We start from the raw sequence: 23,140 nt of genomic DNA, 5'->3' as shown, positions 1-23,140 counted from the left end.
AGAAAATGTGCCTTATGTCACATTTTCTTGCAATTTATCCCTGTTTGTTCGGCAGAACTTCCGTAAAAAGAACGGCTATTTCTCCTGGTTATGAGGACATGCTGTTGAAACGCCGTTTGTTTATTGCCGCTTCGCTATTCGCGATAAGTTTTTCGTCCGCTTATGCGACTGATGTCGCCAGTTTTGCACCTCGGCCTCCCGCCATCAATGCTGGCGCGTGGGTGCTTATGGATTACACCACTGGCCAAATCCTGACCGCCGGAAATGAACACCAGCAACGCAACCCCGCCAGCCTGACCAAGTTAATGACCGGCTATGTTGTCGATCGCGCGATTGATAGCCACCGCATTAGCCCAACGGATATCGTCACAGTCGGACGTGACGCATGGGCGAAAGATAATCCGGTGTTTGTAGGCTCATCATTAATGTTCCTGAAAGAAGGCGATCGCGTGTCAGTACGTGATTTAAGTCGCGGCTTAATTGTCGATTCCGGCAATGACGCATGCGTCGCGCTGGCTGATTACATCGCGGGTGGACAGCCACAGTTTGTCGCGATGATGAACAGTTACGTTGAGAAGCTGAAGCTTAAAGATACACATTTCGAAACGGTGCATGGGCTGGACGCACCGGGCCAGCATAGCTCGGCCTACGATCTGGCCGTCTTGTCCAGGGCGATTATTCACGGGGAACCTGAGTTCTACCACATGTACAGTGAGAAGAGTCTTACCTGGAACGGTATCACGCAGCAAAACCGTAACGGACTGCTGTGGGATAAAACGATGAACATTGATGGCCTGAAGACCGGGCACACATCCGGGGCAGGATTTAACCTGATCGCCTCCGCAGTTGACGGACAGCGTCGCTTGATTGCCGTGGTCATGGGAGCCGAGAGCGCGAAAGGGCGCGAGGATCAGGCACGCAAACTGCTGCAGTGGGGGCAACAAAATTTTGATACGGTGCAGGTTTTGCGTAGCGGTAAGCAAGTCGGCGTCGAACGAATCTGGTATGGCGATAAAGAAAAAATTAGCCTCGGTACCGAGCAGGATTTCTGGATGGCGCTACCTAAGGCTGAAGTCCAGAATATCAAAGCAAAATATGTTCTTGATAAGAAAGAATTGGTAGCGCCTATTGCCGCGCATCAACGCGTGGGGGAAATTGAACTCTATGACAGGGATAAGCTGGTGGCGCATTGGCCACTGGTCACCCTGGAATCAGTGAGTAAAGGCAGCGTATTTTCGCGTCTGAGCGATTACTTCCACCATAAGGTGTAATTTTTCACCCATGCTACTGACTGGCAAGAGTGCGAAACTGCTCACATAATAATCACTATTTCCTTGTGGCCGTAATACACAATAATTACACTGTATATAAATACAGTGTAATGACGGAGGTTATATGGAGTACGAGATAAAGCAAGTCGATAAACGCAGGATTGCCGGTTTTCATATGGTTGGACCGTGGGAGCAAACGGTAAAGCAGGGTTTTGAGCAGTTAGTCATGTGGGTGGATGACAAGCAGATAGTGCCGCTGGAATGGATCGCCGTTTATTACGACAACCCGGATGTTGTGCCTGCTGACAAACTGCGCTGCGATACTGTGGTTTCCGTCGCAGAGAATTTCGAGATCCCAGAGAACAGCGAAGGTGTGATACTGACTGAACTGGCCGGTGGTGAGTATGCTATTGCTGTTGCTCGTGTTGAAAATCATGACTTTGCGACGCCATGGTATCAGTTTTTTAATCTTCTGTTGCAGGACGCAACATACCAGATAGCCGCCAAACCCTGTTTTGAGATTTATATGAATAATGGCATGGAAGACGGTTACTGGGACATCGAAATGTATGTTCCAGTACAGCCGAAGTAGCTGTTTTTTGTGTAAATCAGGATGAAAGTCTTGGTGATAACGATGATGTTTTCACTAAAAAAGCAGGTACAATTCTGTTCTTTGCTATTCCCTGACGGAGTGGATGAGTGCGTGCCGATAAGTCGCTGAGTCCTTTTGAAATTCGTTTGTATCGTCATTATCGCGTAGTGCACGGTATTCGCATTGCGCTGGCGTTTCTTCTTACTTTTCTGTTGGTTCGCCTGCTGGATATTCCTGAAGGTACGTGGCCTCTGATCACGCTGGTGGTGATTATGGGGCCTATTTCATTCTGGGGTAATGTCGTCCCAAGAGCGCTTGAACGCATCGGCGGGACGATTCTGGGCTCAGTACTTGGGCTGGTTGCTCTGCGTCTCGAACTCCTGTCACTTCCGCTTATGCTGATATGGTGCGCAGTAGCGATGTTTCTCTGCGGCTGGCTGGCCTTAGGTAAAAAACCCTATCAGGCGTTGCTGATTGGTATAACGCTTGCCGTCGTCGTCGGGGCTCCCGCGGGTGACATGAATACAGCGTTGTGGCGCGGTGGCGACGTGATTCTGGGATCGTTACTGGCGATGCTGTTTACCGGCATCTGGCCGCAGCGGGCATTTATTCACTGGCGTATTCAACTGGCGCATTGTGTCACGGGTTATAACCGGGTGTATCAGGCTGCGTTGTCACCTAACTTGCTCGAACAGCCCCGACTGGAGAAGCATTTACAACAACTACTGAGTGACGTTGTCAAAATGCGTGGACTCATCGTTCCTGCCAGTAAAGAGACCCACATCCAAAAATCAATCTTTGAAGCTATTCAGACGGTTAACCGCAACCTGGTGTGCATGCTTGAGCTGCAAATCAACGCGCTGTGGGCGACGCGTACCAGTCACTTTGTGATGCTGAACGCGCATACCTTGCGTGAAACTCAGCTCAGAACGCAACAAGCGCTACTGACGATCACTCATGCGCTATACGAAGGTAATCCGCAGCCGGTGCTTGCCAATACCGAAAAACTTAATGATACCGTGGCAGAGTTGCGCCAACTCATCGCTGAGCATAAAGGCGATAATGTTGCTGAAACACCTATTCATGGCTATGTCTGGTTGAATATGGAGATGGCACGGCAACTGGAATTGCTCTCACATTTAATTTGTCGCGCGCTGCGCAAATAAAGAGCAGATGAGGGGATTGGTTTTACTGCTGCTTCGATTCAGCAAAGATTAAGGGTATGATACTGAAAAAGGCTAAAACCATTGGTAACTACAATGGCTTTACCCTCGATAATTCAGGTTTCAGCCATGCATTATCAATGCAGATGCAACTTGAAGTATGGCGGGCATGAAAGTAATGTTGACCCACTTTAGCCGTTGTTTTAACGAATCCGAATCTCACATTATCAGGGGTGTAAAAATGGAAACTACCAAGCCTTCTTTCCAGGACGTGCTGGAATTTGTTCGTCTGTTCCGTCGTAAAAACAAACTGCAACGTGAAATCCAGGACGTTGAGAAAAAGATCCGTGACAACCAGAAACGCGTCCTGCTGCTGGACAACCTGAGCGACTACATCAAGCCGGGGATGAGCGTTGATGCTATCCAGGGTATCATCGCCAGCATGAAAAGCGACTATGAAGATCGTGTAGATGATTACATCATCAAGAATGCAGAGATCTCTAAAGAGCGTCGTGATATCTCTAAAAAGCTGAAAGCCATGGGTGAAGTGAAAAACGGCGAAGCGAAAGCAGAGTAACGTTTTATGGCAGTAGGGGGCGCTGCTAAGCGGCGGCCCCTACTGTAGTTTTACCCCGCCTGTTACCATCCGCAGTAAATGCTGCTCAGGCCAGTGAGTTGTCAGTTTTTTCTGTGCCAGCATCCATTTGATGTAATCAACATCATGACGTTTTCTGTCCAGCATCAGACCCACCACGCTGCCGCTGTGCGCAACGTTCACCCCGTATAAATCACATTCTTCTACCAGCGCCAATAGCGAATCGAAATCTGGTTTTGGCAACAACATTTGGCTGGCGATTGCGCTAAGTGTGGCAGCCTCTCCCATCCGATAGGGATTTTGGCTAATACAGGCTTCCTGTACTTTTTCCCATGCACGTTTCAGCGCGGGAGCACCGGCCTGTAACCCGGGCTGGCGCGGAATGCGGTGATAATCTGCGGTACGTAATGTTTCCGGACTTTCCAGAACCAACAGGTCAAGCTGGGGCTGCGCTTCACAAGGAATTTGCGTAGAAGCGTCGTTATGATCGAAAAGGGTTAACTGACGGAAAAGGGTGCTGTCGGTAGGTTCAAGAGATACGCAAAGCTGCGCCAGTGTAGGTTCATCAAGCTGATGACCCAGAAAATGAGCGGTGGCAAGCGCGGTGGCGGCAATATCTGCGGTGCTGCTGGCCATTCCTTTCGCAATGGGAATCGTTGACTGGATATCTATTCGAATATCCTGACTGATATGCGCCGGGTAGTGCCAGTGCTGCAATAACCGGTCAACCATCGCTCGCGAGAGTGGGCGTTCATCCACTTGTGGTGATCCTGAACTGACCTCGACGGTGCTATACCATTCAACCGGGCAGGAGACCAGCTTCTCACTGCCCAGAATCCAGCCCTGGATAAGTTCCCCGCACGATGCAGGACATTGCGCAACAGCCACGTCTTCACCTTTGTGATCAGCAATCATCGGCGCATAGTGTCATGGCGATCGCGCTATTACCATGATTTGCCGCAATTTGCGGTGCAGCAGGATTAAGCAGGAATGTCCAATGTCACAGTTTCTGATATCGCTATACGCATAACATCCTGCGCGATCATCAACTCTTCATTGGTATTTATAACGGCCACTTTGACCAGCGCAGTTTCAGTTTGAATGAAGGTTGCGTTGCGCTGATTTTTTTCATCATCAACGGCCAGACCTAAGAAATTCAGATTGTGGCAAATCGCAGCGCGTGCTCGGGCTGAGTTTTCACCAATTCCACCCGTAAATACCAAAGCATCCAGACCGCCCATCTGCATAATATAACTGCCTATTGTGGCACGAATTCGCTCTGCAAACAGCGTAAGTGCGAGTGCAGCCTGTGAGTCGCCTTCGTCTGCGGCGCGTTCAACGTCACGATAGTCTGATGAGATACCGGAAACCCCAAGTAATCCCGATTCATTGTTGAGGAGTTGGTTAAGTTGCTGCGGTGTTTTGCCTTCGCGCAGGGCAATCCACGGCAAAATTGACGGGTCAATATCTCCGCTGCGCGTACCCATCATCACGCCAGACTGAGGTGTAAAGCCCATCGAGGTATTCACCGATTTTCCGCCCTTGATGGCACAGATGCTGCTGCCATTACCAAGATGACAACATACGACGCGCAGTGCGCTGAGCGGGACGCCCAGCTTTTCAGCCAAAGCGGTACTGATGTATTTATGGCTGGTACCATGAAAACCATAACGCCGAATTCCCAGCTCTGAGTAATAGCGCCAGGGCAGCGGATAAATAAAAGAAGGCTCAGCCAGCGTCTGATGAAAAGCAGTGTCAAAAACTGCGACGGCAGGAGCTTCGGGTAATAGCTGACGAAAAACAGCGATCCCCAGCGCATTAACCGGATTATGCAGTGGTGCCAGTTCTGCAAGGCGCTCTATTTCGGCCAGTGTTTCATCGTTGACGAGGGCTGAGTCTTTAAAGGACTCACCACCATGTGCGACGCGATGACCGACGCCATCGATCTCTTCCAGATTTTTGATGATGTTCAGGCTAAGCAGTTTTTCCAGTAACAGAGTTACTGCTTCACGGTGATCGGCAACGGGTAACGTCTCCTGCCATTTCTGCACGGGTGTTTTAAGCGTGACCTGCGCGTCAGACATCCCGATACGTTCAATCAGCCCCTGGCAGATCATTTCACCCTGCGGCATCGCCAGCAACTGAAACTTAAGAGAAGAGCTACCTGCGTTTATGGCCATTATTTTGTGAGACATGACGGTTCCTTTGCATTCAGAAAAATGAACATCTCATCGACCCCGGTATTCTCCAGCGCGCTGGTGATAAACACGTTCTGCGCTCCTGCCTGCACCAACCAGCTTTCTACGAGTGAAATTCTCTGAGGGTTAGCTAAATCGGCTTTGGTGACGAGGCCGATAACAGGTCTGTTCATTGGGCCAGTAAAACCGGGAGAAAAAGGTGACCATGGGGCGTCAGCATTCAGTACCAGAGCGATAATGTCGGCTTCACAGGCGCTGGCCAGCAACGCACTGTACAGGCAGCGGTTCTCAAGATATTCACCTGGCGTGTCTATTGTCGTTGGCGACCAGACAATCGCCTGAGTTTTCTGGTAATGAAGTGCTTCTCCACGCAAACATTGTGTGAGTGATGTTTTACCGCACTGGCTGGGGCCAATTAGCATGATGCGTTTCATGTGGTTACGTCCGGGTAATAGGGCACGCAGTAAAACGCATCATTTCGCCAAGCGTTCTGGTTACCTGTTTCAGCGCGTACTCAACGGCTGAAACATCGCCCGTCAGTACGACTGCACCAGTAAAACGATCGAGAAAACCAATCTCTACCGCCCCGGATTTCGTGGCGATATCACAGGCGATAATCGAGGCTTCACTGGGCGTAATGGTTAAAATACCAATGGCCGAGATTGAATCCTGCAACCCCAGCTTTTTGAATAAATCCTTACCTGGATTAGCAATAAGGTGCGCCAGCGTGACCTGCTTGCCGGGTACGTATTCCTGGATCATGCGATCTGTCGGCGGTTGTCTGTCCATTATCCCTCCACTATTTGCCGCCACATGCTTTCATGCGGGCGTGGTATGACGGAGCGATAAACCAGCAGACCTTTTTCCCCGGCGCTTTCGCTGGCGACGGTCACGGCGTTATTGACATCGGAAACATCTCCCGCGACAACCATGTAGCATTTACCACCAATACCGAATGCCATATGCACCCGTACCAGCGTGACATTGGACGCTTTGACTGCACGATCGGCGGCACAGATACAAGCCGCTACGCTCCAGGTTTCAACAATCCCGACGGCCTGATGCTTATCCACACTGTTAAGACCGCTAATTGCCGGGAGAACGCTGGCATGAATGTTTGGGAGCACCAGACTGTCGACGAGCATATCGCCTGCAAGAGACGTCCCTGTTGCAATGGCCTGCTGTACTGCTCCTACGTCACCCCCGAGCATCAATAAAAACTTTCCAGGGCAGATGGTTTTGCTGACCAGCAAATTCACATTCGCGCTTTTTAACATGGCATCACCAGCTTCCATTCCTTTGGCAATGCTGGTGAGTTCTAAAATCCCTATCGCCTGAGACATGATTAACCTCTTATTACCGTGATGGATTGTTCAGTAATTTCGCTGACAATACCGTCAATACTGGCGTGTACAGGTGCGCCTAATGCACCGGACGGCACATCGGCGACGCATTGACCGCGAACAACGCGTTCGCCTTGCTGTACACATGGAATGGCGCTGGCACCAATATGCTGGCGTAGCAACAGCGTCGTTTTATCTGTGGGATAATCAGTCTCAGCCAGTGGCGCGTCGTGGTACCAGTCGCTGAGGCCAAGTTTGGTGATGAGTCGTTTAACCGGAATCAAACGGTACCTGGCCATTTCATCCTCAGGATTTAGCGGCCCTTCATAACGATGGTTGAGCGCCCGTAGCTCGCGTTTAAGCATGCGGTTGATTCGCATCGGCGAAATGCCTACCGGACAAGCCACACTTTCACAGACATTGCATTCTGAACAGGTCAGGGCAGTGAGCAGCAGCTGCGGTGTGGCTGCCTGTTGGTAGTTCACTGCGCGAACCAGCAGATGTGGTGATAGTTCATGGCCGATTAAATGTCTTGGACATAAATCAGTGCACAGACGACATTGCTCGCAAACGGTTTTTGCAACCGAAAGCACGGTGCGTTCGTCCTGCATTCGTCGTTGAATCAGCGCATGGGATTTGGGCAATACCAGTAGCCCCCCGGTGGTCTTGCTCACAGGGGTATCCAGCGAAGTTATCAGGCCACCCATCATCGGACCGCCGTTGATAAAACCCGGATCGTCAACGGTGGCGCCACCCGCCAGTGCCAGGACTTCGCGTAAAGACATACCGATAGGAACACTCAGTGTTAACGGTCTGGCGACCGCACCGTTGACGGTCAGAGTGCGACGGGTAACGGAGTACTGCTGTTCAACCGCTCTGGCGATATTGAGCACGGTCTGGACGTTATTGACCACCACTCCTACGCTAACGGGCAGCGCGGCTGGAGGAACCCGCCGTCCCGTTGCCATCCAGATGGTCAGTACCTCGTCACCAGCCGGATACACATCGGGTAAAATATGTAACCTGATGTTGGCGGGTAAAAGCGGTGTTAACGCATTGATGGCCTTCTGATACTTTTCTTTGAGGGCAATAATGCCTGCATTGGCTCCTGTTGCTGTCATGGCATACTGAACGCCACGTACTAGCCTTGCCGCCTGCACCGCCATTAATTGTTGATCGACTTTCAGCATTGGCTCGCATTCTGCGGCGTTCACCAGAAACGTATCAACCTGCGCCTGGAGTTTAACGTGTGCAGGAAATCCCGCACCACCGGCCCCAACCACGCCTGCTGCACGCACGCGATCGCGTATCGTTTGTGCGTCATAAAGAACATGTTCTGCCGTCATGGCTGTATTCATAATAATTCCTCAAGCAGTTCCTGAATGGCACTGGCATCGGCTACGCGGGGATTGGTTTGCAACGTGACATCAGCCAGCGCGGCCTGAACCATCGACGGTATACGTTGCGACCAGGTATGCTTCTCGTCTTTCAGTGCATCAATGAATGTCGGTAATGCGCACTGTTTTTTGAGTTGTTCAATATGATGAATGAGCGCATTGAGTGCCGCCGTATCATTCGCGCTATCCGGGCATAAATGGCAGGCTTTCGCGAAACGGGCATAGCGCTTTGCTGCCCGCGGGTCGCGTGCATTAAACTGAATGACACGAGTGAGCAACAGTGCGTTAGCCAGTCCATGGGGTAAGTGAAACTGACCACCGAGCTGGTGGGCAATAGCGTGATTGATACCCAGCCCCGCCTGGCTAAATGCCATCCCTGCCAACGTGGAGGCATTGTGCATTTTCCCCCGAGTTGCCAGGCAATCGCCTTTGCTAACCGCAACAGGTAGGTACTGGAAGACAATTTGCGCGGCTTTTTCCGCCAGAGCATCCGTGAAGTCACTGGCTTTTGTCGATACATAGGCTTCCAGCGCATGCGTCAGGACATCCAGACCGGTATTTGCAGTAATGGCCGGAGGGACGCTGACAACCAGCATAGGATCAAGAATGGCCATGTCAGGGTAAAGGGCGTTATTAAATAGTGGATATTTAATACCTTTCTCCGGATCGCTGATCACGCAGGCGCTGGTCACCTCCGATCCCGTGCCGCTGGTGGTAGGGATTGCGACACAGGTTTCAATTTCAATACCAAACTGACGGCTGAACCAGACGATAGCTTTGGCGGCGTCAAGTGCGGAACCACCACCAAAGCCAATCACGACATCCGGTTGCAGGGACTGCATTTGTGCAATCCCCTGAACTACCGTACCAATGGTTGGGTCGGGTGTGATATCACTGAAAATGCTGATGCGATTATCCGCGGGCAGCGTATTTCGCAGCTTTTCAATCAACGGAGAACGTGCGAGAAAACCATCGCAAATAATCCAGATATGCTTATTGGAGAAACGCTTAAGCACATCCAGACTTCCCTGGCCGCTGAACAATCGTGTTTGCAGTGAAAAGCTATTCATAACGGCCTCATTAGCGAATAGAAAAACCGTTGGTGAGCACGCAACGACGAGAGCGTGCGAAAGTTCGCGCTGACGTTGTGCCTTCACCGGTTGGAGTAGCAATAGTAAAGGTGGTAAAGCCTTCACCGCCGACACCAATACCGGCGTAAGAGGGGCCATTTTTCACAAAGATAGAGGTCTGAAGGGTGCGGGCAGCAAGATTCAGACGTGACACGTTTTGTGAATGCATGATGGCAGTGTGATGCAGTCCCTCTTCAACTTTCAGTGCCAACGCCAGTGCACTGTCAAAATCCTTTACGCTCACGATGGGCAGCATTGGCATCAACTGTTCGCTGGTGACCCATGGATCGTCATCATTGACGATGCCAATCAACAGGCGAGGTGTTTTTGCCGGAACCGGTATGTCCGCAGCTTCAAGCAGGGCTGCTGGACTCTTTCCAACCAGTTTTTTATTGGCTATGCCTTCAGGCAGACAGGCGGCGCGCAGTTTGTTGATGTCTTCGTTGTGCAGAAGTAACGCGCCAAATGACTGCATTTGTTGAACCAGGCGTTCGGCAACGGCATCAACAACAATCAGGCTCTTCTCGGCAATGCAGGGGAGGTTGTAATCAAAGGATGCGCCGTTGATGATATCTTCCGCCGCTTTAACAAGGTCGGCTGTTTCATCAACAATGCAGGGCGGATTGCCTGCGCCTGCGCCAATGACTTTTTTCCCGCTTTTCATGCCCATAGCAACAATGCCTGGGCCACCGGTAATCGCCAGAACTGCGATTTTAGGGTGTGCCATCATCTGCTGGGTAGCCTCAAAAGTGGGTTCTGTGACCGTGACGACAAGATTGCGAATCCCACAGCAGCGAAAAGCAATATCTTCAATCATGGCAATTAGCTTCAGTGAGACCGCTTTAGCACCCGGATGAGGGCTAAAATAAACGCTGTTTCCCGCAGCAAGCATACTGATGCTGTTGTTAATAATGGTTTCCGTGGGGTTTGTACTTGGCGCAACGGAGCCAATCACCCCAAATGGAGAGTACTCAAACAACACCATGCCGCCGTCGCCGGTTAGTGCCGTGGTGGTGAGATCTTCGATTCCCGGGGTGTTGTCCAGCGCGGCTTTATTTTTGAGGAATTTATCCTCTTTGTTGCCCATTCCCGTTTCGGCAGCGCTCTCGGCGGCCAGTGAAGCGAGGTGAGGCGTCAGTTCTTCTCGCAGGGCATTGATGATGGCGCTGCGGGTTTTCAATGGACATTGCTGATAACGCAGAAAAGCCTGATGCGCGGCATCAATTGCTTCGTCAACGGAAGGAAAAATTCCATTACCCTTAACTTCTGCTTTTGCCGGGGCGAGTTGTTCACTCAAAATGTTACGAATAAGCGTTTCAAGTTCTGAAGTATTCATTGATGTGTTCTCACGTTAATCGCCGCAATGGCCGTTTCTGCAATATCCATATCCTGCTCAACGCTTCCCCCGCTGATGCCAAGACCCCCAAGGATTAAACCCTCTCGCCATAATGCGTACCCGCCACCGAAGGTGACGATTTTTCCCTGCATATGGCTTTCCAGACCGTAAAGCGCGGCCCCTGGTTGCACCGCTGATGTCAGCTCGTGCGTGGCGGTTTTCATCGCCACGGCGGTCCAGGCTTTTTTCGGTGCCAGTTCGCTACTGACCAGCAATGCATCAGGCATGCGCCAGGTCACCATTTGAGTTCCGTTCGCATCAACAATGCAAATGACGACCGGAACCTGAAGTTCTTCTGCTCTCGTCACTGCAGTGCGAGTCAGTTGGTGGAGCTCCTGAAAAGACAGTGACATAGTCGGCTCCTGGGGGGGGGATGTACGGATGGCTGCGAGATAGCGCTCCGTCACTTTCTGAATAATATCGCTTTGATGGGCGTCATGATCTTCTGCTCGAGCAAGCGCATATAAGCAGTCGGACAGGCGATTGATGTAACGCATCAATACATGTCTGACGGAGATCTCAGTGGAGAGTTCGACCAGTCGCCGCTCTGCGCGGCGAGCCAGTGTGCGGGCAAAGTGCAGACGGCTGGCGGCCTCACTGCGGCCAGGTAAAATAAAGCTGCGTAGGGGCGGTACTCTCCCCATCGCGGTATCGATGGCGGCTTCCAGCGCCGCAATTTCTTCTGAGCTGATATAGCGTTGTTCTGGCGTTGGCTGTTCGCTTTCGCTGGCCAGTTCGGCGCTGAACCAGAAAAGCTGCAGTTGAATATTTTCAAGCAACTGGCGGTGCTGCGGGTTTTTCGCTGCGCAAACGCACAGGCTGAGCGCGGCGTTAAGTTCGTCCAGCGTACCGTAAGCCTCGACGCGCGGATGCGTTTTGCTCACGCGTTGTCCGGTAAAGAGGGCCGTTGTACCGGCATCGCCAGTGCGGGTATAAATCGCCATAGTTCCTCCTAACGAGAAAGTGTGTCGACAATGCCGACGATAGCCAGGTCGATGGCCTCATTAGGGCCGGAAAAAACGTGTCTGGCGCTGGAGCCGCTGCTGAGTAACACCAGTTCCCCAGTTCCAGCGCCGACAGAATCAACGGCGACTTCATCTCCACTCACAGGGGACGCGGGAAGCTCTCCGTCAGCACTCACCCGACGTACCAGCAACAATTTTTTTCCCACCAGTGATGGGGATTTTTGCGTGGAAACCACAACGCCTGTAACTCGGGCCAAATGCATAGCTCACTCCTGCTTAATTAATTGGACATTTCGCGTAGCGACAGCTTCCTGAGCCAGAGCCGTCACGACACATCGACGGCGTAGCACCAGTACGCCACCCTTCAATTGGGCGACGTCGGCGTAGCTGAGAAGCGTTTCAGGATGCAGCACGATGATTCGCCCCAGTTCGTCACAGAACTCCAGCGGCAGACGTGCGAGTGTTTTCACGGGGATCGCGGGTAACAACCGGTGTTGCAACGAAATTTTCACGCGGACTCCGCATGCCAGCGCTTCGTGGATCGTTACCACCGACATGTTGGCTGGGCAGCCCTCGGCAATTTGCTCCAGGAAGGGCAGGTCGGCCAGCAGGAGATGGAGCGACGAGTATTGGCAGCATAATGTCCGTGGATCGATTTCCCGTAACTGCGCGACGCTAAGGGAGATCGTGCTTTCCGCGCGTTTTTTTAATCGGGAAACAACCTCCTCGATAATGCGTTGCAGCAGTTCGTTGTTCATCGTGAGGTCACCAGTGTGGCAAATGCCTGCGGATTATCAGCGCCTGCGGCATTGGCTTCGTCTGTATCGATATGCATCTCAAGGCGCATATCCGGCGAAACGCGTACGGCGACATTATCGAAAATCAGTCGGCGTTCATCGCCATTGATTGCCACGGAGACTTTATCTCCATGAGAGACACGCAGTATCAGCGCATCCAGCGGTGACATATGGATATGTCGTTGGGCAACAATAACCCCGGAGAGTAACTCCAGTTCAGCAAAGGGGCTGATAAGACGAATGCCAGGCGTTCCCTGAATATTGCCGGACATGCGCAGCGGCGCAGCGATGCCTAATGTGCGGGCGTCGGTACGAGAAATTTCGACCTGGCTTTTGCTGCGCAGCGGTCCGAGTATGCGCACATTATTTAACTGACCTTTTGGTCCGACTAACGTGACAGTCTGCTCTGCCGCATATTGGCCGGGCTGCAACAGGCTCTTTTTCTCGCTAATCGGCTGATTAGGGAACAGGCGAGTGTAGTCCTCGGCGCAAAGGTGGATGTGGCGATTCGAAATCCCGAGAGGAATAGGGCGTTCACGCATTTCATCAAGGACTTTAGTGACCGTTGTCTCCAGTTGCTGTTTATCCATTACGCTTCACCTCGTTTACCTGAATGCAGACAAAGAGTGCGCGGCTCGCCCTTTTGACGAGGGCAGGCAGGGTCAAGACATAGATTGCAGCTAATCAACTCTGTCTGTTGCGCGGCTTTAGGTAATGCAATTTCTGTAGCCATCTCTTCTTGCTCTTGCGATACATCAGGTATCGGTTCTGGCGCTGGCTCAGGCTGCACGGGCACACTGTGGGAAAGAATGCCTTCTCCGGGCCTGGAAATGACCCTGTGCGCAACCAGTCCATTTCGCAATTCTGCTAAATTAGCACCGGTGGATATAGCCGCCTGAACGGAGGCCACATCCCCGATGATTTTGATCACCGTCCAGCCTGAGCCGTTGGTTTTTTCGAGGCCCACCAGCGTGATGGAAGCGGCTTTCGCCATAACGTCCGCGCAACTGATGGCTAATGCCAGACCACTAACTTCAAGTAATCCCAGTGATTGCTTCACGCTGTGCTCCTTGTTTGCGGCGGTTTATGCGGATTTAGGTAAAATGGCTTCAACGTCGCTGTGTGGACGTGGAATAACGTGACAGGATTTCACCTCTCCAACAGCGCTCGCTGCTGCGCTTCCTGCATCTACTGCTGCTTTTACGGCGCCGACATCCCCGCGGACCATCACGGTGATCAGGCCTGAGCCAATTTTTTCGTACCCAACCAACTGCACGTTTGCGGATTTCACCATGGCGTCAGCGGCTTCAATAGCGCCGACAAGCCCTTTTGTTTCAACCAGTCCCAGTGCGTTATTCATACTGCTTTTCTCCTGTGGATTATGAGTGGCAGTCCCGGAAAGGGATGCCTTTAACCAGCCGCGCAGCGTTATTACCAATGCTGCGGCGATCGTGGCTATTTTGGTGATACGTCAGCGTAAAAAGTGGCGCTGATGTCGGTAAGTTTTTGTAGTGCACGACCAGTTTTTCGCGACTGCAGCCAATGCCAACCAGCAATGGCGATTGGCAGGCAGCCAGCCATGCGTTGTGGATAACGTCAGTTGAATGGCTCTCCTGAATCAAAAAGGGGATCCCTTCTTCCTCAATACCCAGCAGCACGTCATTCCAGACGCCTGCGCAGTCATTAGTGGTGAAGATAACAATGGCTGGCGTGGTGAGATTACTTTCCATGAGCGAATGCCTTGTACCAGGAGAGAATCAACCCTGTCGCAACCGCGTTGCGCGGGCCTTCCGTACCCCGAATATTGCCGCGGCCCGCAACCAGGCGATAATGAGCCAGTGCATCAGTAACCAGCTGCGGAACTTCGAAGTCCAGCGAGGAACCTCCAACCAGCACGACAAAAGGAATATCGCGAATATTCCCGGTCGGGCTAACCTGTCGCAACGCTCTCAGCGCGTTGGTAACAAAAACACGCTCTTTAGCGCTGCGACGAATAGCACGAACTTTTTCCAGCGCCAGATCGCCGGGCAGTGGCACCAGTTCATCAGGTTTTACCACGCATACGCGAGCGAAGACGGTCGGCGGGAGAGGCGTTGGGAAGAACTGGACGCTGCCATCTTCGTGGCGCAGGTGGAACAAACTCTCCACTTTCGCCAGCGGGTACTTCTTGATCTCTTCCGCCAGATAACGGTCATCCAGACCCAGTTCGCGGGCAATAATCATCGTGACCATATCGCCTGCGCCCGCCAGGTGTGTGGCAATAATGTCGCCCTTAGGATTAATGATAGAGGCGTCAGTCGATCCGGCCCCAAGATCCAGAATAGCCAGTGGACGTGTAGTACCCGGCGTGGTTAAGGCGCCCAGAATAGCGGCTTCGGCTTCAGCACCACCAACCTGCACATCAACGTTGAGCTTTTGCGTGATTTCCTGGGCAATCATCGCCATTTGCAGACGATCTGATTTCACCATAGAAGCAATACCAACGGCCTGTTCCAACGAAAACTCGCCGGCAAGTCCCCCGGTCACGCTGACTGGGACTGAAGTATCAACTGCCAACAGATCCTGAATAAAGATTTCATGACTGGGTTTGTTGGTTAATTCAGCCATTGTCTGGCGTACGTTCTCCAGCATGCCGCCAATATTGGTTCCCGCCTCTCCGGTGACGTTATCCAGTTTCGGGCATTCACCAACCGCTTTCATAATCGCGTCGGCACCTGCCGCGACGTCGACGCGCACGGTACGTCCCTGCGACTGCAGTTCCAGATTACCAGCGGGAATGGCGCGTGCTTTCACATCACCTGACGGCGTTTTTACGACCACGGCAGAACGGTTGCCGATCAGCGCCCGCGCCATCGGGACAATGTTTTTAGTCTCGTCGGCATTGAGGCCAAAGACGGTTGCAATCCCGTAGGGATTAGAAAGGGTTTCAATGACTTTTCCTGGAACCGCGACTTCAATGGCGGCCAGCATACCCAACGGGATGCGGTCGATGTGAAGCACTTCATCGACGATGGGCAGGGGAAGAGTCAGACGATTGCTGACCAACACGCCGTCGTCCTGCTGCAAAATAACGCCAGTTAACTGGTATCCGGCGCGGACGGAGGCATTTATCATCGTGGCGACATCGGCGAAATCAAATGCTGATGACACTACCAGAATATAGGGCGTATCCGCCGGACGACTGAGCAGATCTTCCGGCGTAATAGTGATGCCCACACCTAACCCGACGCCGCCCGGCGTTTTAGGGTTATGGCCGATCATGGTGGATTCAGTGATGATGGTTTCGGTGATCGTTTCCATCGCCACGTCGCCAATGACCGGGGTGGCTTCGTTAATGCGGATAAGCGAAATATCGCTGACATTGATTCCAGCGTTTTTAGCCGCCAGCGCAAGTGCCTCCTGAATGCCAAACACATTACGCAATGTGCCCTTAATCCCGGTGGTTTCCGCCAGCGCGCTGCCGGTGATGCTTAGCGCGCCAGTCTCATCCAGGGTTGCCAGTGCGACTTCCGTGGATGAGTTGCCTATGTCAATGCCAGCTATATATCGCATGATCCAGCCCCTGAGTTAGTCGTCGCCTTTAAGTTTTTTACGCTCAACGTACAGCGCTGCCGCTTCACGAACGAAAGCTGCGCAGATCTTTGCCTGATAACGATTGTCGAGATCGTCGGCGATGGTCATCAGCTCGTCTTTCGTTGAGCGGTACGGGCGCAGCGCGTTGTAGATCTCAAGAATGCGGTCGTCAGGTACGGCGGTTAGCTCAGCGGCGCGCTCGAAGTTCATCGCCAGCCTGTCACGTCCGGCGTCTTTGGCGATTTCCGCCTGGAGGCGCAGCGTTTCAGGGGTGATGCGCATGTCTTGCGCCGTCACTTTGTTGCTCAGAACGTTTTCGAGCGTGAAGTCATCCAGGGTTTTGTTGGTTGCGGTTTTTACCCACTCAGGATGTTTATTCGCGAGAGGGTAGTCCGTGACTTTCGCGGTATGTGCTGATGAACTCGCCGTGGTCGGAGTTGCGGACTCTCCCTGCAGGCTGTTCATCCGGCTCAACACATCCCGAACCATCGATTCAATTGCGTCGGTATTCATGGAGTTATCCTTTATCAAAGCGCCACGCGCAGTTCCTGCGGGTTTTTGCCCGTCACGACGTATTTGGTCTCTTTAATGTGCAGAATGGCTGATTTCGCCTGGTACTTAGGACGAGCCATCTGGTCATTCAGCGTCGGGACCGGTTGCGGAGATTCACGTTTGGCATAACGCGCGGCGTTCTTACCAATCTGACGGTAGGTTTCCAGCGTCAGCAGCGGTGCCTGAGGGAACAGCTCCAGGTTAGAAAGCGGCGGTAATCCCTGCTGGTGAATAACCGTGGTGCCTTTTGACTGGATGCCGATAGAGATCCCGGAACCACTCAGACGATTACCTTCCACGGCCACAAACGCCACATCAGAGGATTTAAAGCAGCGGATAACGCGCGCTTTAATGCCTTCTTCTTCAATACCGGCAATCACTTCGCGCAAAATATTCTTGTGCGGAATACCGACGATATTGACGGTTTGTGAGAGCCCAAACGCCGGACCTACGGCAATAATGACTTCGTCCTGCTGCTGACCTTGTTTGGCTTCGCCAATTTCGGTCAGAAAACTGTCGCCTTGTACCGCTGCAGCCTGTGGTGCGCTAGCCGCTGTCGTTGAGCGGAATGAGACAGGTTTGTCGCTGGTTTGCATTTCAGACAGTACGTCTTCAATTATCTGGCGCAGCAGCTTTTCATTGATTTCCATTTTTCACCCCTTAGCCAAGCTCGTTGGGATCAAGTGCGCCAGGGATGTTTTTAATTTCTTCCCAGCGTTCGCCTTGCAGGCGATAACCTGTTGCCGGACCGGCATAATCGTTGACGTCATTCACTGCGGACAGCACTTGTCCGTCGCCGACGATAATGGCGGAGGTATGCAGATAGTCTCCGGTTAACTTGGCTTTTTGGATGTTGAGCATGTCCTGAGCGACATCGGTAAACCCACCCTGAGCAAGGGCTTTCACCACTTCCAGGCCGTTACGGTTTTTATTGATGATCTCTTGCGCAAATTTGATGTCTTCAACGATGTTACGCTCTGGCATATCTTTTGAACCGTGGGCGTAGGTCGCGGCCTCGACTTCTTCGTCGGTGATTGGCGGTAATCCCATTCCGGCGAATACGGCCTGTAGCGCGCGAGCTGCTTTATTGCGAATGGCGATAACGTCTTCTTCACGCACCGGACGCAGACCACCATCGACTTTCAAATCGCGCTGGATGACGTTGTAATCGTCAAAATCTTCGGCATCCTCGTTGGAACCGGCGAACATGTTGTCGTAGTTCGGAACAGCAGAATAGCCAGATGAAATGAAATCTGTACCCGGCAAGAATTGCATCAGCAGACGCGCAGTACGACGCATATCGGAGTGGGTAAAGGTCTGGTCATTACTGGAGGCGCACTCCAGATCCAGAGAAGAACAGATCAGGTTTTCTGCCAGCACTGCACGAATGCCCGACGGTACAGCGGAAGGCACGCCGATGCAGCTTACGGAACCGTTTTGCAAACCCTGAACGCCAGCCGCCTTGGTGATGTAAATGCAGCGTGCTTCGAGATAAAGCATCGATTTGCCTTCGGCGTAGCCCATCTGAACTTCTGAACCGGAGCCAGAAGTGAAGCGCATTTTCAGGCCGCGTGAGGCATAAGAAGAGGCCAGAAAACCTTTTGACCATGGCGTGTCGTCACCGTCTGTAAAGACAGGTTCAGTACCGTAGACGGAGATGGTTTCTGCATAACAGGTGTGGCCCAGCATGCCGAGTTTCAGCTCGGTGGCCTCTTCCAGAGAACACTGAGTTAACACACCAGGGCGTCCAACCTGCGAACCTACCAGCAGAGCAATCGCGTTAAACGGCGCGTAACGCGCAACAGCAACGGTTGTTTCCTGCTCATCAAAGCCACGCCAGGCACCCTCTGCAGCATCGGCGGCAATCTGTACCGGGTTGTCTTTGACGTTAGTCACGTGCGCTTGTTGAGATGGGGTACGGCGGGCACGCATTTTCTGCATTGCCATCATCATCTCAACAACGTTCATGTGCGAAACCACTTCCACAATTTTCGCTGGCGTCATTGCCGTGGTCAGAGGAACAATGTCCATACGCTTGACGTTGGGGTCGCAAAGCATATTGGCGAGTTTAACCGAGTCCATCGCCATCACCTCTTCAGCGCGAGCCAGGTTAATGCCGTAGCGCGCAATGAAGTGGTCAATCAGATCAAATTCACTGGCGGATTTGCCGTCCAGTTCAGTGACCATTCCGTTGACGATTTTAATCGACGGCTTAGGGTCGTTCGGGCTTTCCATCGCAATGAAGCCTTCTTCGATCCACTCCTTAACGAAGCCGTCCTGATTCACAGGGCGTTTCGCCAGTGCTTCAAATCTTTTCGATCTCATGAATCAGCCTCACTGATATCAGATATAGGACGGACGGTCGTTTTTGGGTTCTGAGCCGAGGGTCGCCAGCACGGTTTTACCGATTTCACGGGCTGAGATGACGGCCTGACGCACAGCCCCAGAGTCACCGGAAATGACCAAAATGGCTTCGTTGCTGAAACTGGTGCCATGGGCAGGGGAGCTGTAGGCCACCACTTCAACATTGGCGGATTTCAGCGCCGTATCGGCCATCAGGACACCAACGGAGGCTGGGGCACCGACGATAACGCCACAGGCACGACCAATTGGCGCACCAAAGGCTTTTTCCAGCGCGTAGCTGGCGCGCGCCGTGTATTGCATTTCGATGTGTCCGGCTTCATTGGCGTATACATCGCCAAAGGTGCGATCCAGCTCTTTCAGCGCAACTTCAATCCCGCGCTTCACGTCAGAAACATCGTTACCGCCTAAGATAATCAGCGAGCCGTGACCTGCGCCGCCTTTGGTATCACGTGGCAACTCGATGCTGACGACTTCAGTATTTGTGGCTTTCACCGCTTCATCAGCGGCCATGATATGTGGACCCGCACCAGTACGTGCGCCAAGGATGCCAATGGAGCGATAACGCTTTTCAAGTTTCATCGCGTCCAGTAAGGCACTGTCTACGTTGGCGATTACCAGACCGACGGTGTCGCCAATCGCAGTACCGACAAACTCCGTTAAACTGCAGCTTTTCTCTGCCATAGCCGTTTCTCGTGTTGGGGGATTATTTTCAGGGATAGCTTGCTGTTCCGGCGTCGCCACGCGAGCAATCACCTGCGCCATGATCTGTTCAACCAGCTCATTGCTGCTCATTAGCTAATTCCCTTCGGTAAGATTTTTTCGACATCGGTGTGAGGGCGTGGGATCACATGTACGGCTTTCACTTCTCCCACGTTGCGTGCGGCGGCGGCACCAGCATCTGTTGCTGCTTTGACTGCGCCGACATCGCCGCGGACAATGACTGTTACCAGCCCCGAACCAATTTTTTCGTAGCCGACCAGCATTACATTGGCTGACTTCACCATTGCATCTGCGGCCTCTATGGCTGCAGTTAAGCCTTTGGTTTCTACCATTCCTAACGCTTCTTGTTGCATAAAGACCTCGCCTGGGTTGTCCCGATTTTCATGACTATAAAAAGAAGCGAGGAAAAAGAATGGCTGACTTGAAAGTATGAGTGAAAAAATAGTGAGGTTCTGGTGATATAAAATTGCTGTTGTTTATTTTATTGTATTGTTTTTATTGATTGTTTTTTGATTTGTTGATGTGATTATTTGGTTATGTTAATTCCAGATTTACACTTTTAGACGTGACAGGTGAAATATCATTTGCTATGCGGTGAAAATGAATTTGTGACGGTTATCTGAAAACATGATTATGCTATTGGCAATATTTTATTATTTCTAAAATCTACAAATAATAGAGGTATCCCCCGTCACCTGGCTTTGTTTAATAAAAGTGATGGCAAGAATTTGCTATCGCAACACGATTTTAAAAGTCATACCGCCCGCAGATTGCCAACAATTTGCCGACATGGCTTTTTATAGTAAGCCTCGAAGTATTCTACTTGCCAGCAAGGAGTCCGCTGGTAAAGACACGAACTCTGCTTAGAAGGTGTCACAATGAACGATTCACTAAAAGCGCAATGCATTGCTGAGTTTTTGGGTACCGGGCTGTTTTTGTTTTTTGGCATTGGATGCCTGAGCGCCCTGAAAGTAGCCGGTGCCAGTTTAGGGTTATGGGAGATCTGCATTATATGGGGACTGGGGATCTCTCTGGCAGTTTATCTGACAGCAGGGATCTCAGGTGCACATCTCAATCCCGCTATCACCATCGCACTGTGGCTGTTTGCCTGTTTTCCTGGCCGTAAAGTGTTGCCGTACTGCATTGCTCAGGTGGCTGGTGCCTTTGGTGGCGCTCTGCTCGCCTATTTGTTGTATGGCAGTTTGTTTATCGAGTACGAAACCGCCCACCAGATGGTACGCGGAAGTCTTGAAAGCCTGCAGCTTGCCAGCATATTTAGTACTTATCCTGCTGCCGCGCTCAGTGTCTGGCAGGCTGCGCTGGTTGAAGTGGTGATTACCTCGATTCTGATGGGGATGATCATGGCGCTGACTGACGACGGTAACGGTGTTCCTAAAGGTCCGTTGGCGCCATTGCTGATTGGTATTCTGGTTGCGGTTATCGGCGCATCCACCGGCCCGCTCACCGGATTTGCAATGAATCCGGCGCGTGATTTTGGTCCTAAATTGTTTGCATGGATGGCCGGATGGGGAGATGTCGCGATGACCGGGGGGCGTGATATCCCTTACTTCATTGTTCCGATTGTGGCTCCCATCATCGGCGCCTGCGCGGGCGCAGCAATTTATCGTTATTTTATTGGCAAAAATTTACCGTGTAATACGTGTAAGCTGGAGGAAAATGAGAGCTAGGTTCACGGAAGAAGTTTATTTTTGAAAGGCAAAAACTGTTTTCGTGATCCGGTTTCCTGAACCGCTGAAAAAGTCTCCCAAGAATGGGAGACTTTTGTTATGTTCGCTAATGACTTTCATCAATGCTCAGGATGGCAGGATGAAAATGAATGTAAATAATATGTTTTATTTATAACAATAAATTAACTGAGAGGTTTTATCATGATTTCTGCGAGTGCCCTGAACTCAGAACTCATTAATAAAATCGCACAGGATTTTGCGCAGGCCACCAGTCTGGCTGTTGTGGTTGTCAATATTCACGGTGATGAAATTTCTGAGCTTTTTAATTTCACCCCTTTTTGCCAGTTGATGCGCCAGCATCCTCAACACAGCACCCGTTGTCGTATGAGCGACCGCTGCGGAGGGCTGGAAGCGTCTAAATCCGATCAACCCTGCATCTATCGTTGTCATGCCGGACTTACCGATTTTTCCATTCCGCTGGTCATTGCGGGACATCTGGTTGGGTTTGTCTTATGTGGTCAGGTGCGCCTAAGCAATGACGTGGGGCTGGTGGATATTCTGAACGTGGACGATCGTTGGCAAGCCGATCCCGAACTGGTGAGTGAATTTCGTAATGTACCGGAAATGGACTATTCGCGGGTTATTGCTTCCGCGGATTTGCTAAAGCTCATTGTAGAAAATTGTCTTAAAAAACAACTGAATTTCGTCGTGATCAAAGACAATCCGCAACAGTCAGAGCCGGTGCGGGCTAATCGTAGTCCGAACCCTCATGACAGTAAAATGAAGAAAGCCTTACGTTATATTGATGCGCATTTATCAGACGAACTGCGTCTGGAAGATGTTGCCTCTCACGTTTATCTCAGTCCTTACTATTTCAGCAAATTGTTCAAAAAATATCAGGGGATAGGATTTAACGCATGGGTAAATCAACAGCGAATGGCGAGTGCCAAAGAGTTGCTTTGTCATAGCGACTGGAGCATTGCCAGTATTGCGCGAAATTTAGGCTTCTCACAAACCAGTTATTTTTGCAAAGTTTTCCGTCAAACGTACCAGGTTACGCCGCAGGCTTTCCGTCAGCAAATAAATGTCATCTCATCTGAAGAGACAGCTTAAATAGCAATAATTTGCTATTGCCGATTTTTGATATCGTACGCTATGTCAGTCATTATAAAATGAAAAATAACTACAGCAGTCAATAAATTGTCGTAGCGCAACAAAATAATAGTATTTGAGGGATAAACTGCACCAGTTTTTATTTTTGTGATGAGATACAGTGTCTGTATGAAAGACTTTCTTTATTCTTTAATGACGCTTTCATTCAAAAAATGAACATATGAATAAACGGGTTGAGGCCATAACATTGGTTGAATGTACCCGGCAAGATATTAAATTGAAT

At 51.3% G+C, this 23,140-nt stretch carries 27 protein-coding genes; 6 read left to right on the top strand and 21 right to left on the bottom strand.

The window, feature by feature from the left end; genetic code table 11:
• The first annotated feature begins 98 nt into the window (after positions 1–98).
• The 4 genes from dacD to I6L54_RS16300 all read left to right on the top strand — a co-directional run bounded on the left by dacD (position 99) and on the right by I6L54_RS16300 (position 3,603).
• Complete coding sequence (gene dacD / locus I6L54_RS16315; RefSeq protein WP_137378377.1) at positions 99–1,271, top strand: serine-type D-Ala-D-Ala carboxypeptidase DacD; 1,173 nt, start codon at positions 99–101, stop codon at positions 1,269–1,271.
• Positions 1,272–1,395: 124 nt separating this feature from the next.
• Positions 1,396–1,863, top strand: coding sequence for a DNA gyrase inhibitor SbmC (sbmC, locus tag I6L54_RS16310; RefSeq protein WP_005128054.1), 468 nt, complete (start codon positions 1,396–1,398; stop codon positions 1,861–1,863).
• A 107-nt stretch (positions 1,864–1,970) separates the two neighbouring features.
• The gene (locus I6L54_RS16305; RefSeq protein ID WP_040231920.1) at positions 1,971–3,029 is read left to right on the top strand and encodes an FUSC family protein; all 1,059 of its coding nucleotides are present in this window, start codon (positions 1,971–1,973) and stop codon (positions 3,027–3,029) included.
• A gap of 238 nt (positions 3,030–3,267) precedes the next feature.
• The gene (locus I6L54_RS16300) at positions 3,268–3,603 is read left to right on the top strand and encodes a DUF496 family protein (RefSeq protein WP_005128046.1); all 336 of its coding nucleotides are present in this window, start codon (positions 3,268–3,270) and stop codon (positions 3,601–3,603) included.
• 39 nt (positions 3,604–3,642) lie between these two features.
• Here I6L54_RS16300 and I6L54_RS16295 read toward each other — a convergent pair whose 3' ends face one another.
• From I6L54_RS16295 to pduA, 21 genes are all read right to left on the bottom strand, one after another.
• Entirely contained in the window at positions 3,643–4,509 is an 867-nt protein-coding gene (locus I6L54_RS16295) for a GHMP family kinase ATP-binding protein (protein WP_005128044.1), read from the bottom strand.
• Positions 4,510–4,601: 92 nt separating this feature from the next.
• Entirely contained in the window at positions 4,602–5,816 is a 1,215-nt protein-coding gene (locus tag I6L54_RS16290) for an acetate/propionate family kinase (RefSeq protein ID WP_040231921.1), read from the bottom strand.
• Positions 5,801–6,253, bottom strand: coding sequence for a propanediol utilization protein PduV (pduV, locus tag I6L54_RS16285; RefSeq protein ID WP_005128040.1), 453 nt, complete (start codon positions 6,251–6,253; stop codon positions 5,801–5,803). Before pduV ends, I6L54_RS16290 begins: the two co-directional genes overlap by 16 nt.
• A 4-nt stretch (positions 6,254–6,257) precedes the next feature.
• The gene (gene pduU, locus I6L54_RS16280; RefSeq protein ID WP_005128038.1) at positions 6,258–6,608 is read right to left on the bottom strand and encodes a propanediol utilization microcompartment protein PduU; all 351 of its coding nucleotides are present in this window, start codon (positions 6,606–6,608) and stop codon (positions 6,258–6,260) included.
• Complete coding sequence (pduT, locus tag I6L54_RS16275; RefSeq protein ID WP_040231922.1) at positions 6,608–7,162, bottom strand: propanediol utilization microcompartment protein PduT; 555 nt, start codon at positions 7,160–7,162, stop codon at positions 6,608–6,610. The genes pduU and pduT overlap by 1 nt, the downstream gene beginning before the upstream one ends.
• 2 nt (positions 7,163–7,164) lie before the next feature.
• Positions 7,165–8,520 carry a cobalamin reductase PduS gene (pduS, locus tag I6L54_RS16270; protein WP_005128035.1) on the bottom strand — a complete coding sequence of 452 codons (1,356 nt, stop codon included), beginning with the start codon at positions 8,518–8,520 and terminating at the stop codon, positions 7,165–7,167.
• On the bottom strand, positions 8,517–9,629 hold the full coding sequence (locus tag I6L54_RS16265; RefSeq protein ID WP_040231923.1) for a 1-propanol dehydrogenase PduQ: 1,113 nt from the start codon (positions 9,627–9,629) through the stop codon (positions 8,517–8,519). The genes pduS and I6L54_RS16265 overlap by 4 nt, the downstream gene beginning before the upstream one ends.
• Positions 9,630–9,639: 10 nt before the next feature.
• Positions 9,640–11,025 (bottom strand): CoA-acylating propionaldehyde dehydrogenase PduP, encoded by a 1,386-nt coding sequence (pduP, locus tag I6L54_RS16260; protein ID WP_005128033.1) that lies wholly within the window; start codon positions 11,023–11,025, stop codon positions 9,640–9,642.
• The gene (pduO, locus tag I6L54_RS16255; RefSeq protein WP_005128032.1) at positions 11,022–12,029 is read right to left on the bottom strand and encodes a two-domain cob(I)yrinic acid a,c-diamide adenosyltransferase PduO; all 1,008 of its coding nucleotides are present in this window, start codon (positions 12,027–12,029) and stop codon (positions 11,022–11,024) included. The genes pduP and pduO overlap by 4 nt, the downstream gene beginning before the upstream one ends.
• Positions 12,030–12,037: 8 nt before the next feature.
• Positions 12,038–12,313: a EutN/CcmL family microcompartment protein gene (locus tag I6L54_RS16250; RefSeq protein ID WP_003030211.1), complete on the bottom strand. Its 276-nt coding sequence runs from the start codon at positions 12,311–12,313 to the stop codon at positions 12,038–12,040.
• A gap of 3 nt (positions 12,314–12,316) precedes the next feature.
• Positions 12,317–12,808: a microcompartment protein PduM gene (gene pduM, locus I6L54_RS16245; protein ID WP_005128030.1), complete on the bottom strand. Its 492-nt coding sequence runs from the start codon at positions 12,806–12,808 to the stop codon at positions 12,317–12,319.
• Complete coding sequence (locus I6L54_RS16240; protein ID WP_005128028.1) at positions 12,805–13,437, bottom strand: phosphate propanoyltransferase; 633 nt, start codon at positions 13,435–13,437, stop codon at positions 12,805–12,807. The genes pduM and I6L54_RS16240 overlap by 4 nt, the downstream gene beginning before the upstream one ends.
• Positions 13,437–13,907 (bottom strand): BMC domain-containing protein, encoded by a 471-nt coding sequence (locus tag I6L54_RS16235; protein ID WP_040231925.1) that lies wholly within the window; start codon positions 13,905–13,907, stop codon positions 13,437–13,439. Before I6L54_RS16235 ends, I6L54_RS16240 begins: the two co-directional genes overlap by 1 nt.
• A 24-nt stretch (positions 13,908–13,931) precedes the next feature.
• Entirely contained in the window at positions 13,932–14,207 is a 276-nt protein-coding gene (gene pduJ / locus I6L54_RS16230; RefSeq protein WP_001057752.1) for a propanediol utilization microcompartment protein PduJ, read from the bottom strand.
• 19 nt (positions 14,208–14,226) lie between these two features.
• Positions 14,227–14,577, bottom strand: a complete 351-nt coding sequence (locus tag I6L54_RS16225) for a glycerol dehydratase reactivase beta/small subunit family protein (protein ID WP_005128024.1) — start codon at positions 14,575–14,577, stop codon at positions 14,227–14,229.
• Complete coding sequence (locus I6L54_RS16220; RefSeq protein WP_040231926.1) at positions 14,567–16,399, bottom strand: diol dehydratase reactivase subunit alpha; 1,833 nt, start codon at positions 16,397–16,399, stop codon at positions 14,567–14,569. Before I6L54_RS16220 ends, I6L54_RS16225 begins: the two co-directional genes overlap by 11 nt.
• A 15-nt stretch (positions 16,400–16,414) precedes the next feature.
• Positions 16,415–16,933, bottom strand: coding sequence for a propanediol dehydratase small subunit PduE (pduE, locus tag I6L54_RS16215; RefSeq protein ID WP_040231927.1), 519 nt, complete (start codon positions 16,931–16,933; stop codon positions 16,415–16,417).
• A 14-nt stretch (positions 16,934–16,947) separates the two neighbouring features.
• On the bottom strand, positions 16,948–17,622 hold the full coding sequence (gene pduD / locus I6L54_RS16210; protein WP_005128021.1) for a propanediol dehydratase medium subunit PduD: 675 nt from the start codon (positions 17,620–17,622) through the stop codon (positions 16,948–16,950).
• 10 nt (positions 17,623–17,632) lie between these two features.
• Complete coding sequence (gene pduC / locus I6L54_RS16205) at positions 17,633–19,297, bottom strand: propanediol dehydratase large subunit PduC (protein WP_005128020.1); 1,665 nt, start codon at positions 19,295–19,297, stop codon at positions 17,633–17,635.
• 18 nt (positions 19,298–19,315) lie between these two features.
• Positions 19,316–20,128 carry a propanediol utilization microcompartment protein PduB gene (gene pduB, locus I6L54_RS16200; RefSeq protein ID WP_005128019.1) on the bottom strand — a complete coding sequence of 271 codons (813 nt, stop codon included), beginning with the start codon at positions 20,126–20,128 and terminating at the stop codon, positions 19,316–19,318.
• Entirely contained in the window at positions 20,128–20,409 is a 282-nt protein-coding gene (pduA, locus tag I6L54_RS16195; protein ID WP_003030255.1) for a propanediol utilization microcompartment protein PduA, read from the bottom strand. The genes pduB and pduA overlap by 1 nt, the downstream gene beginning before the upstream one ends.
• Before the next feature lie 525 nt (positions 20,410–20,934).
• Between pduA and pduF the strand changes: the two genes are divergently transcribed.
• Together pduF and pocR are read left to right on the top strand one after the other, a co-directional pair.
• Positions 20,935–21,744, top strand: coding sequence for a propanediol diffusion facilitator PduF (gene pduF, locus I6L54_RS16190; protein ID WP_040231929.1), 810 nt, complete (start codon positions 20,935–20,937; stop codon positions 21,742–21,744).
• Between the two features lie 201 nt (positions 21,745–21,945).
• Positions 21,946–22,857, top strand: a complete 912-nt coding sequence (gene pocR, locus I6L54_RS16185) for a transcriptional regulator PocR (RefSeq protein WP_005123057.1) — start codon at positions 21,946–21,948, stop codon at positions 22,855–22,857.
• Positions 22,858–23,140: the final 283 nt, after the last annotated feature.

Origin of the sequence: Citrobacter pasteurii, from assembly GCF_019047765.1 — a bacterium.
Lineage (GTDB): Bacteria > Pseudomonadota > Gammaproteobacteria > Enterobacterales > Enterobacteriaceae > Citrobacter > Citrobacter pasteurii.
Note: the sequence above shows the minus strand (reverse complement) of the source record. Positions and strands in the feature narration are given on the sequence as shown.

Bases quoted from the DNA above. Each gene is read 5' to 3' on its own strand.
- dacD (WP_137378377.1), top strand. From the start codon at position 99: ATGCTGTTGAAACGCCGTTTGTTTATTGCCGCTTCGCTATTCGCGATA.
- sbmC (WP_005128054.1), top strand. From the start codon at position 1,396: ATGGAGTACGAGATAAAGCAAGTCGATAAACGCAGGATTGCCGGTTTT.
- I6L54_RS16300 (WP_005128046.1), top strand. From the start codon at position 3,268: ATGGAAACTACCAAGCCTTCTTTCCAGGACGTGCTGGAATTTGTTCGT.
- I6L54_RS16290 (WP_040231921.1), bottom strand. From the start codon at position 5,816: ATGTCTCACAAAATAATGGCCATAAACGCAGGTAGCTCTTCTCTTAAG.
- pduV (WP_005128040.1), bottom strand. From the start codon at position 6,253: ATGAAACGCATCATGCTAATTGGCCCCAGCCAGTGCGGTAAAACATCA.
- pduU (WP_005128038.1), bottom strand. From the start codon at position 6,608: ATGGACAGACAACCGCCGACAGATCGCATGATCCAGGAATACGTACCC.
- pduT (WP_040231922.1), bottom strand. From the start codon at position 7,162: ATGTCTCAGGCGATAGGGATTTTAGAACTCACCAGCATTGCCAAAGGA.
- pduS (WP_005128035.1), bottom strand. From the start codon at position 8,520: ATGAATACAGCCATGACGGCAGAACATGTTCTTTATGACGCACAAACG.
- I6L54_RS16265 (WP_040231923.1), bottom strand. From the start codon at position 9,629: ATGAATAGCTTTTCACTGCAAACACGATTGTTCAGCGGCCAGGGAAGT.
- pduP (WP_005128033.1), bottom strand. From the start codon at position 11,025: ATGAATACTTCAGAACTTGAAACGCTTATTCGTAACATTTTGAGTGAA.
- pduO (WP_005128032.1), bottom strand. From the start codon at position 12,029: ATGGCGATTTATACCCGCACTGGCGATGCCGGTACAACGGCCCTCTTT.
- I6L54_RS16250 (WP_003030211.1), bottom strand. From the start codon at position 12,313: ATGCATTTGGCCCGAGTTACAGGCGTTGTGGTTTCCACGCAAAAATCC.
- pduM (WP_005128030.1), bottom strand. From the start codon at position 12,808: ATGAACAACGAACTGCTGCAACGCATTATCGAGGAGGTTGTTTCCCGA.
- I6L54_RS16240 (WP_005128028.1), bottom strand. From the start codon at position 13,437: ATGGATAAACAGCAACTGGAGACAACGGTCACTAAAGTCCTTGATGAA.
- pduJ (WP_001057752.1), bottom strand. From the start codon at position 14,207: ATGAATAACGCACTGGGACTGGTTGAAACAAAAGGGCTTGTCGGCGCT.
- I6L54_RS16225 (WP_005128024.1), bottom strand. From the start codon at position 14,577: ATGGAAAGTAATCTCACCACGCCAGCCATTGTTATCTTCACCACTAAT.
- I6L54_RS16220 (WP_040231926.1), bottom strand. From the start codon at position 16,399: ATGCGATATATAGCTGGCATTGACATAGGCAACTCATCCACGGAAGTC.
- pduE (WP_040231927.1), bottom strand. From the start codon at position 16,933: ATGAATACCGACGCAATTGAATCGATGGTTCGGGATGTGTTGAGCCGG.
- pduD (WP_005128021.1), bottom strand. From the start codon at position 17,622: ATGGAAATCAATGAAAAGCTGCTGCGCCAGATAATTGAAGACGTACTG.
- pduC (WP_005128020.1), bottom strand. From the start codon at position 19,297: ATGAGATCGAAAAGATTTGAAGCACTGGCGAAACGCCCTGTGAATCAG.
- pduB (WP_005128019.1), bottom strand. From the start codon at position 20,128: ATGAGCAGCAATGAGCTGGTTGAACAGATCATGGCGCAGGTGATTGCT.
- pduA (WP_003030255.1), bottom strand. From the start codon at position 20,409: ATGCAACAAGAAGCGTTAGGAATGGTAGAAACCAAAGGCTTAACTGCA.
- pduF (WP_040231929.1), top strand. From the start codon at position 20,935: ATGAACGATTCACTAAAAGCGCAATGCATTGCTGAGTTTTTGGGTACC.
- pocR (WP_005123057.1), top strand. From the start codon at position 21,946: ATGATTTCTGCGAGTGCCCTGAACTCAGAACTCATTAATAAAATCGCA.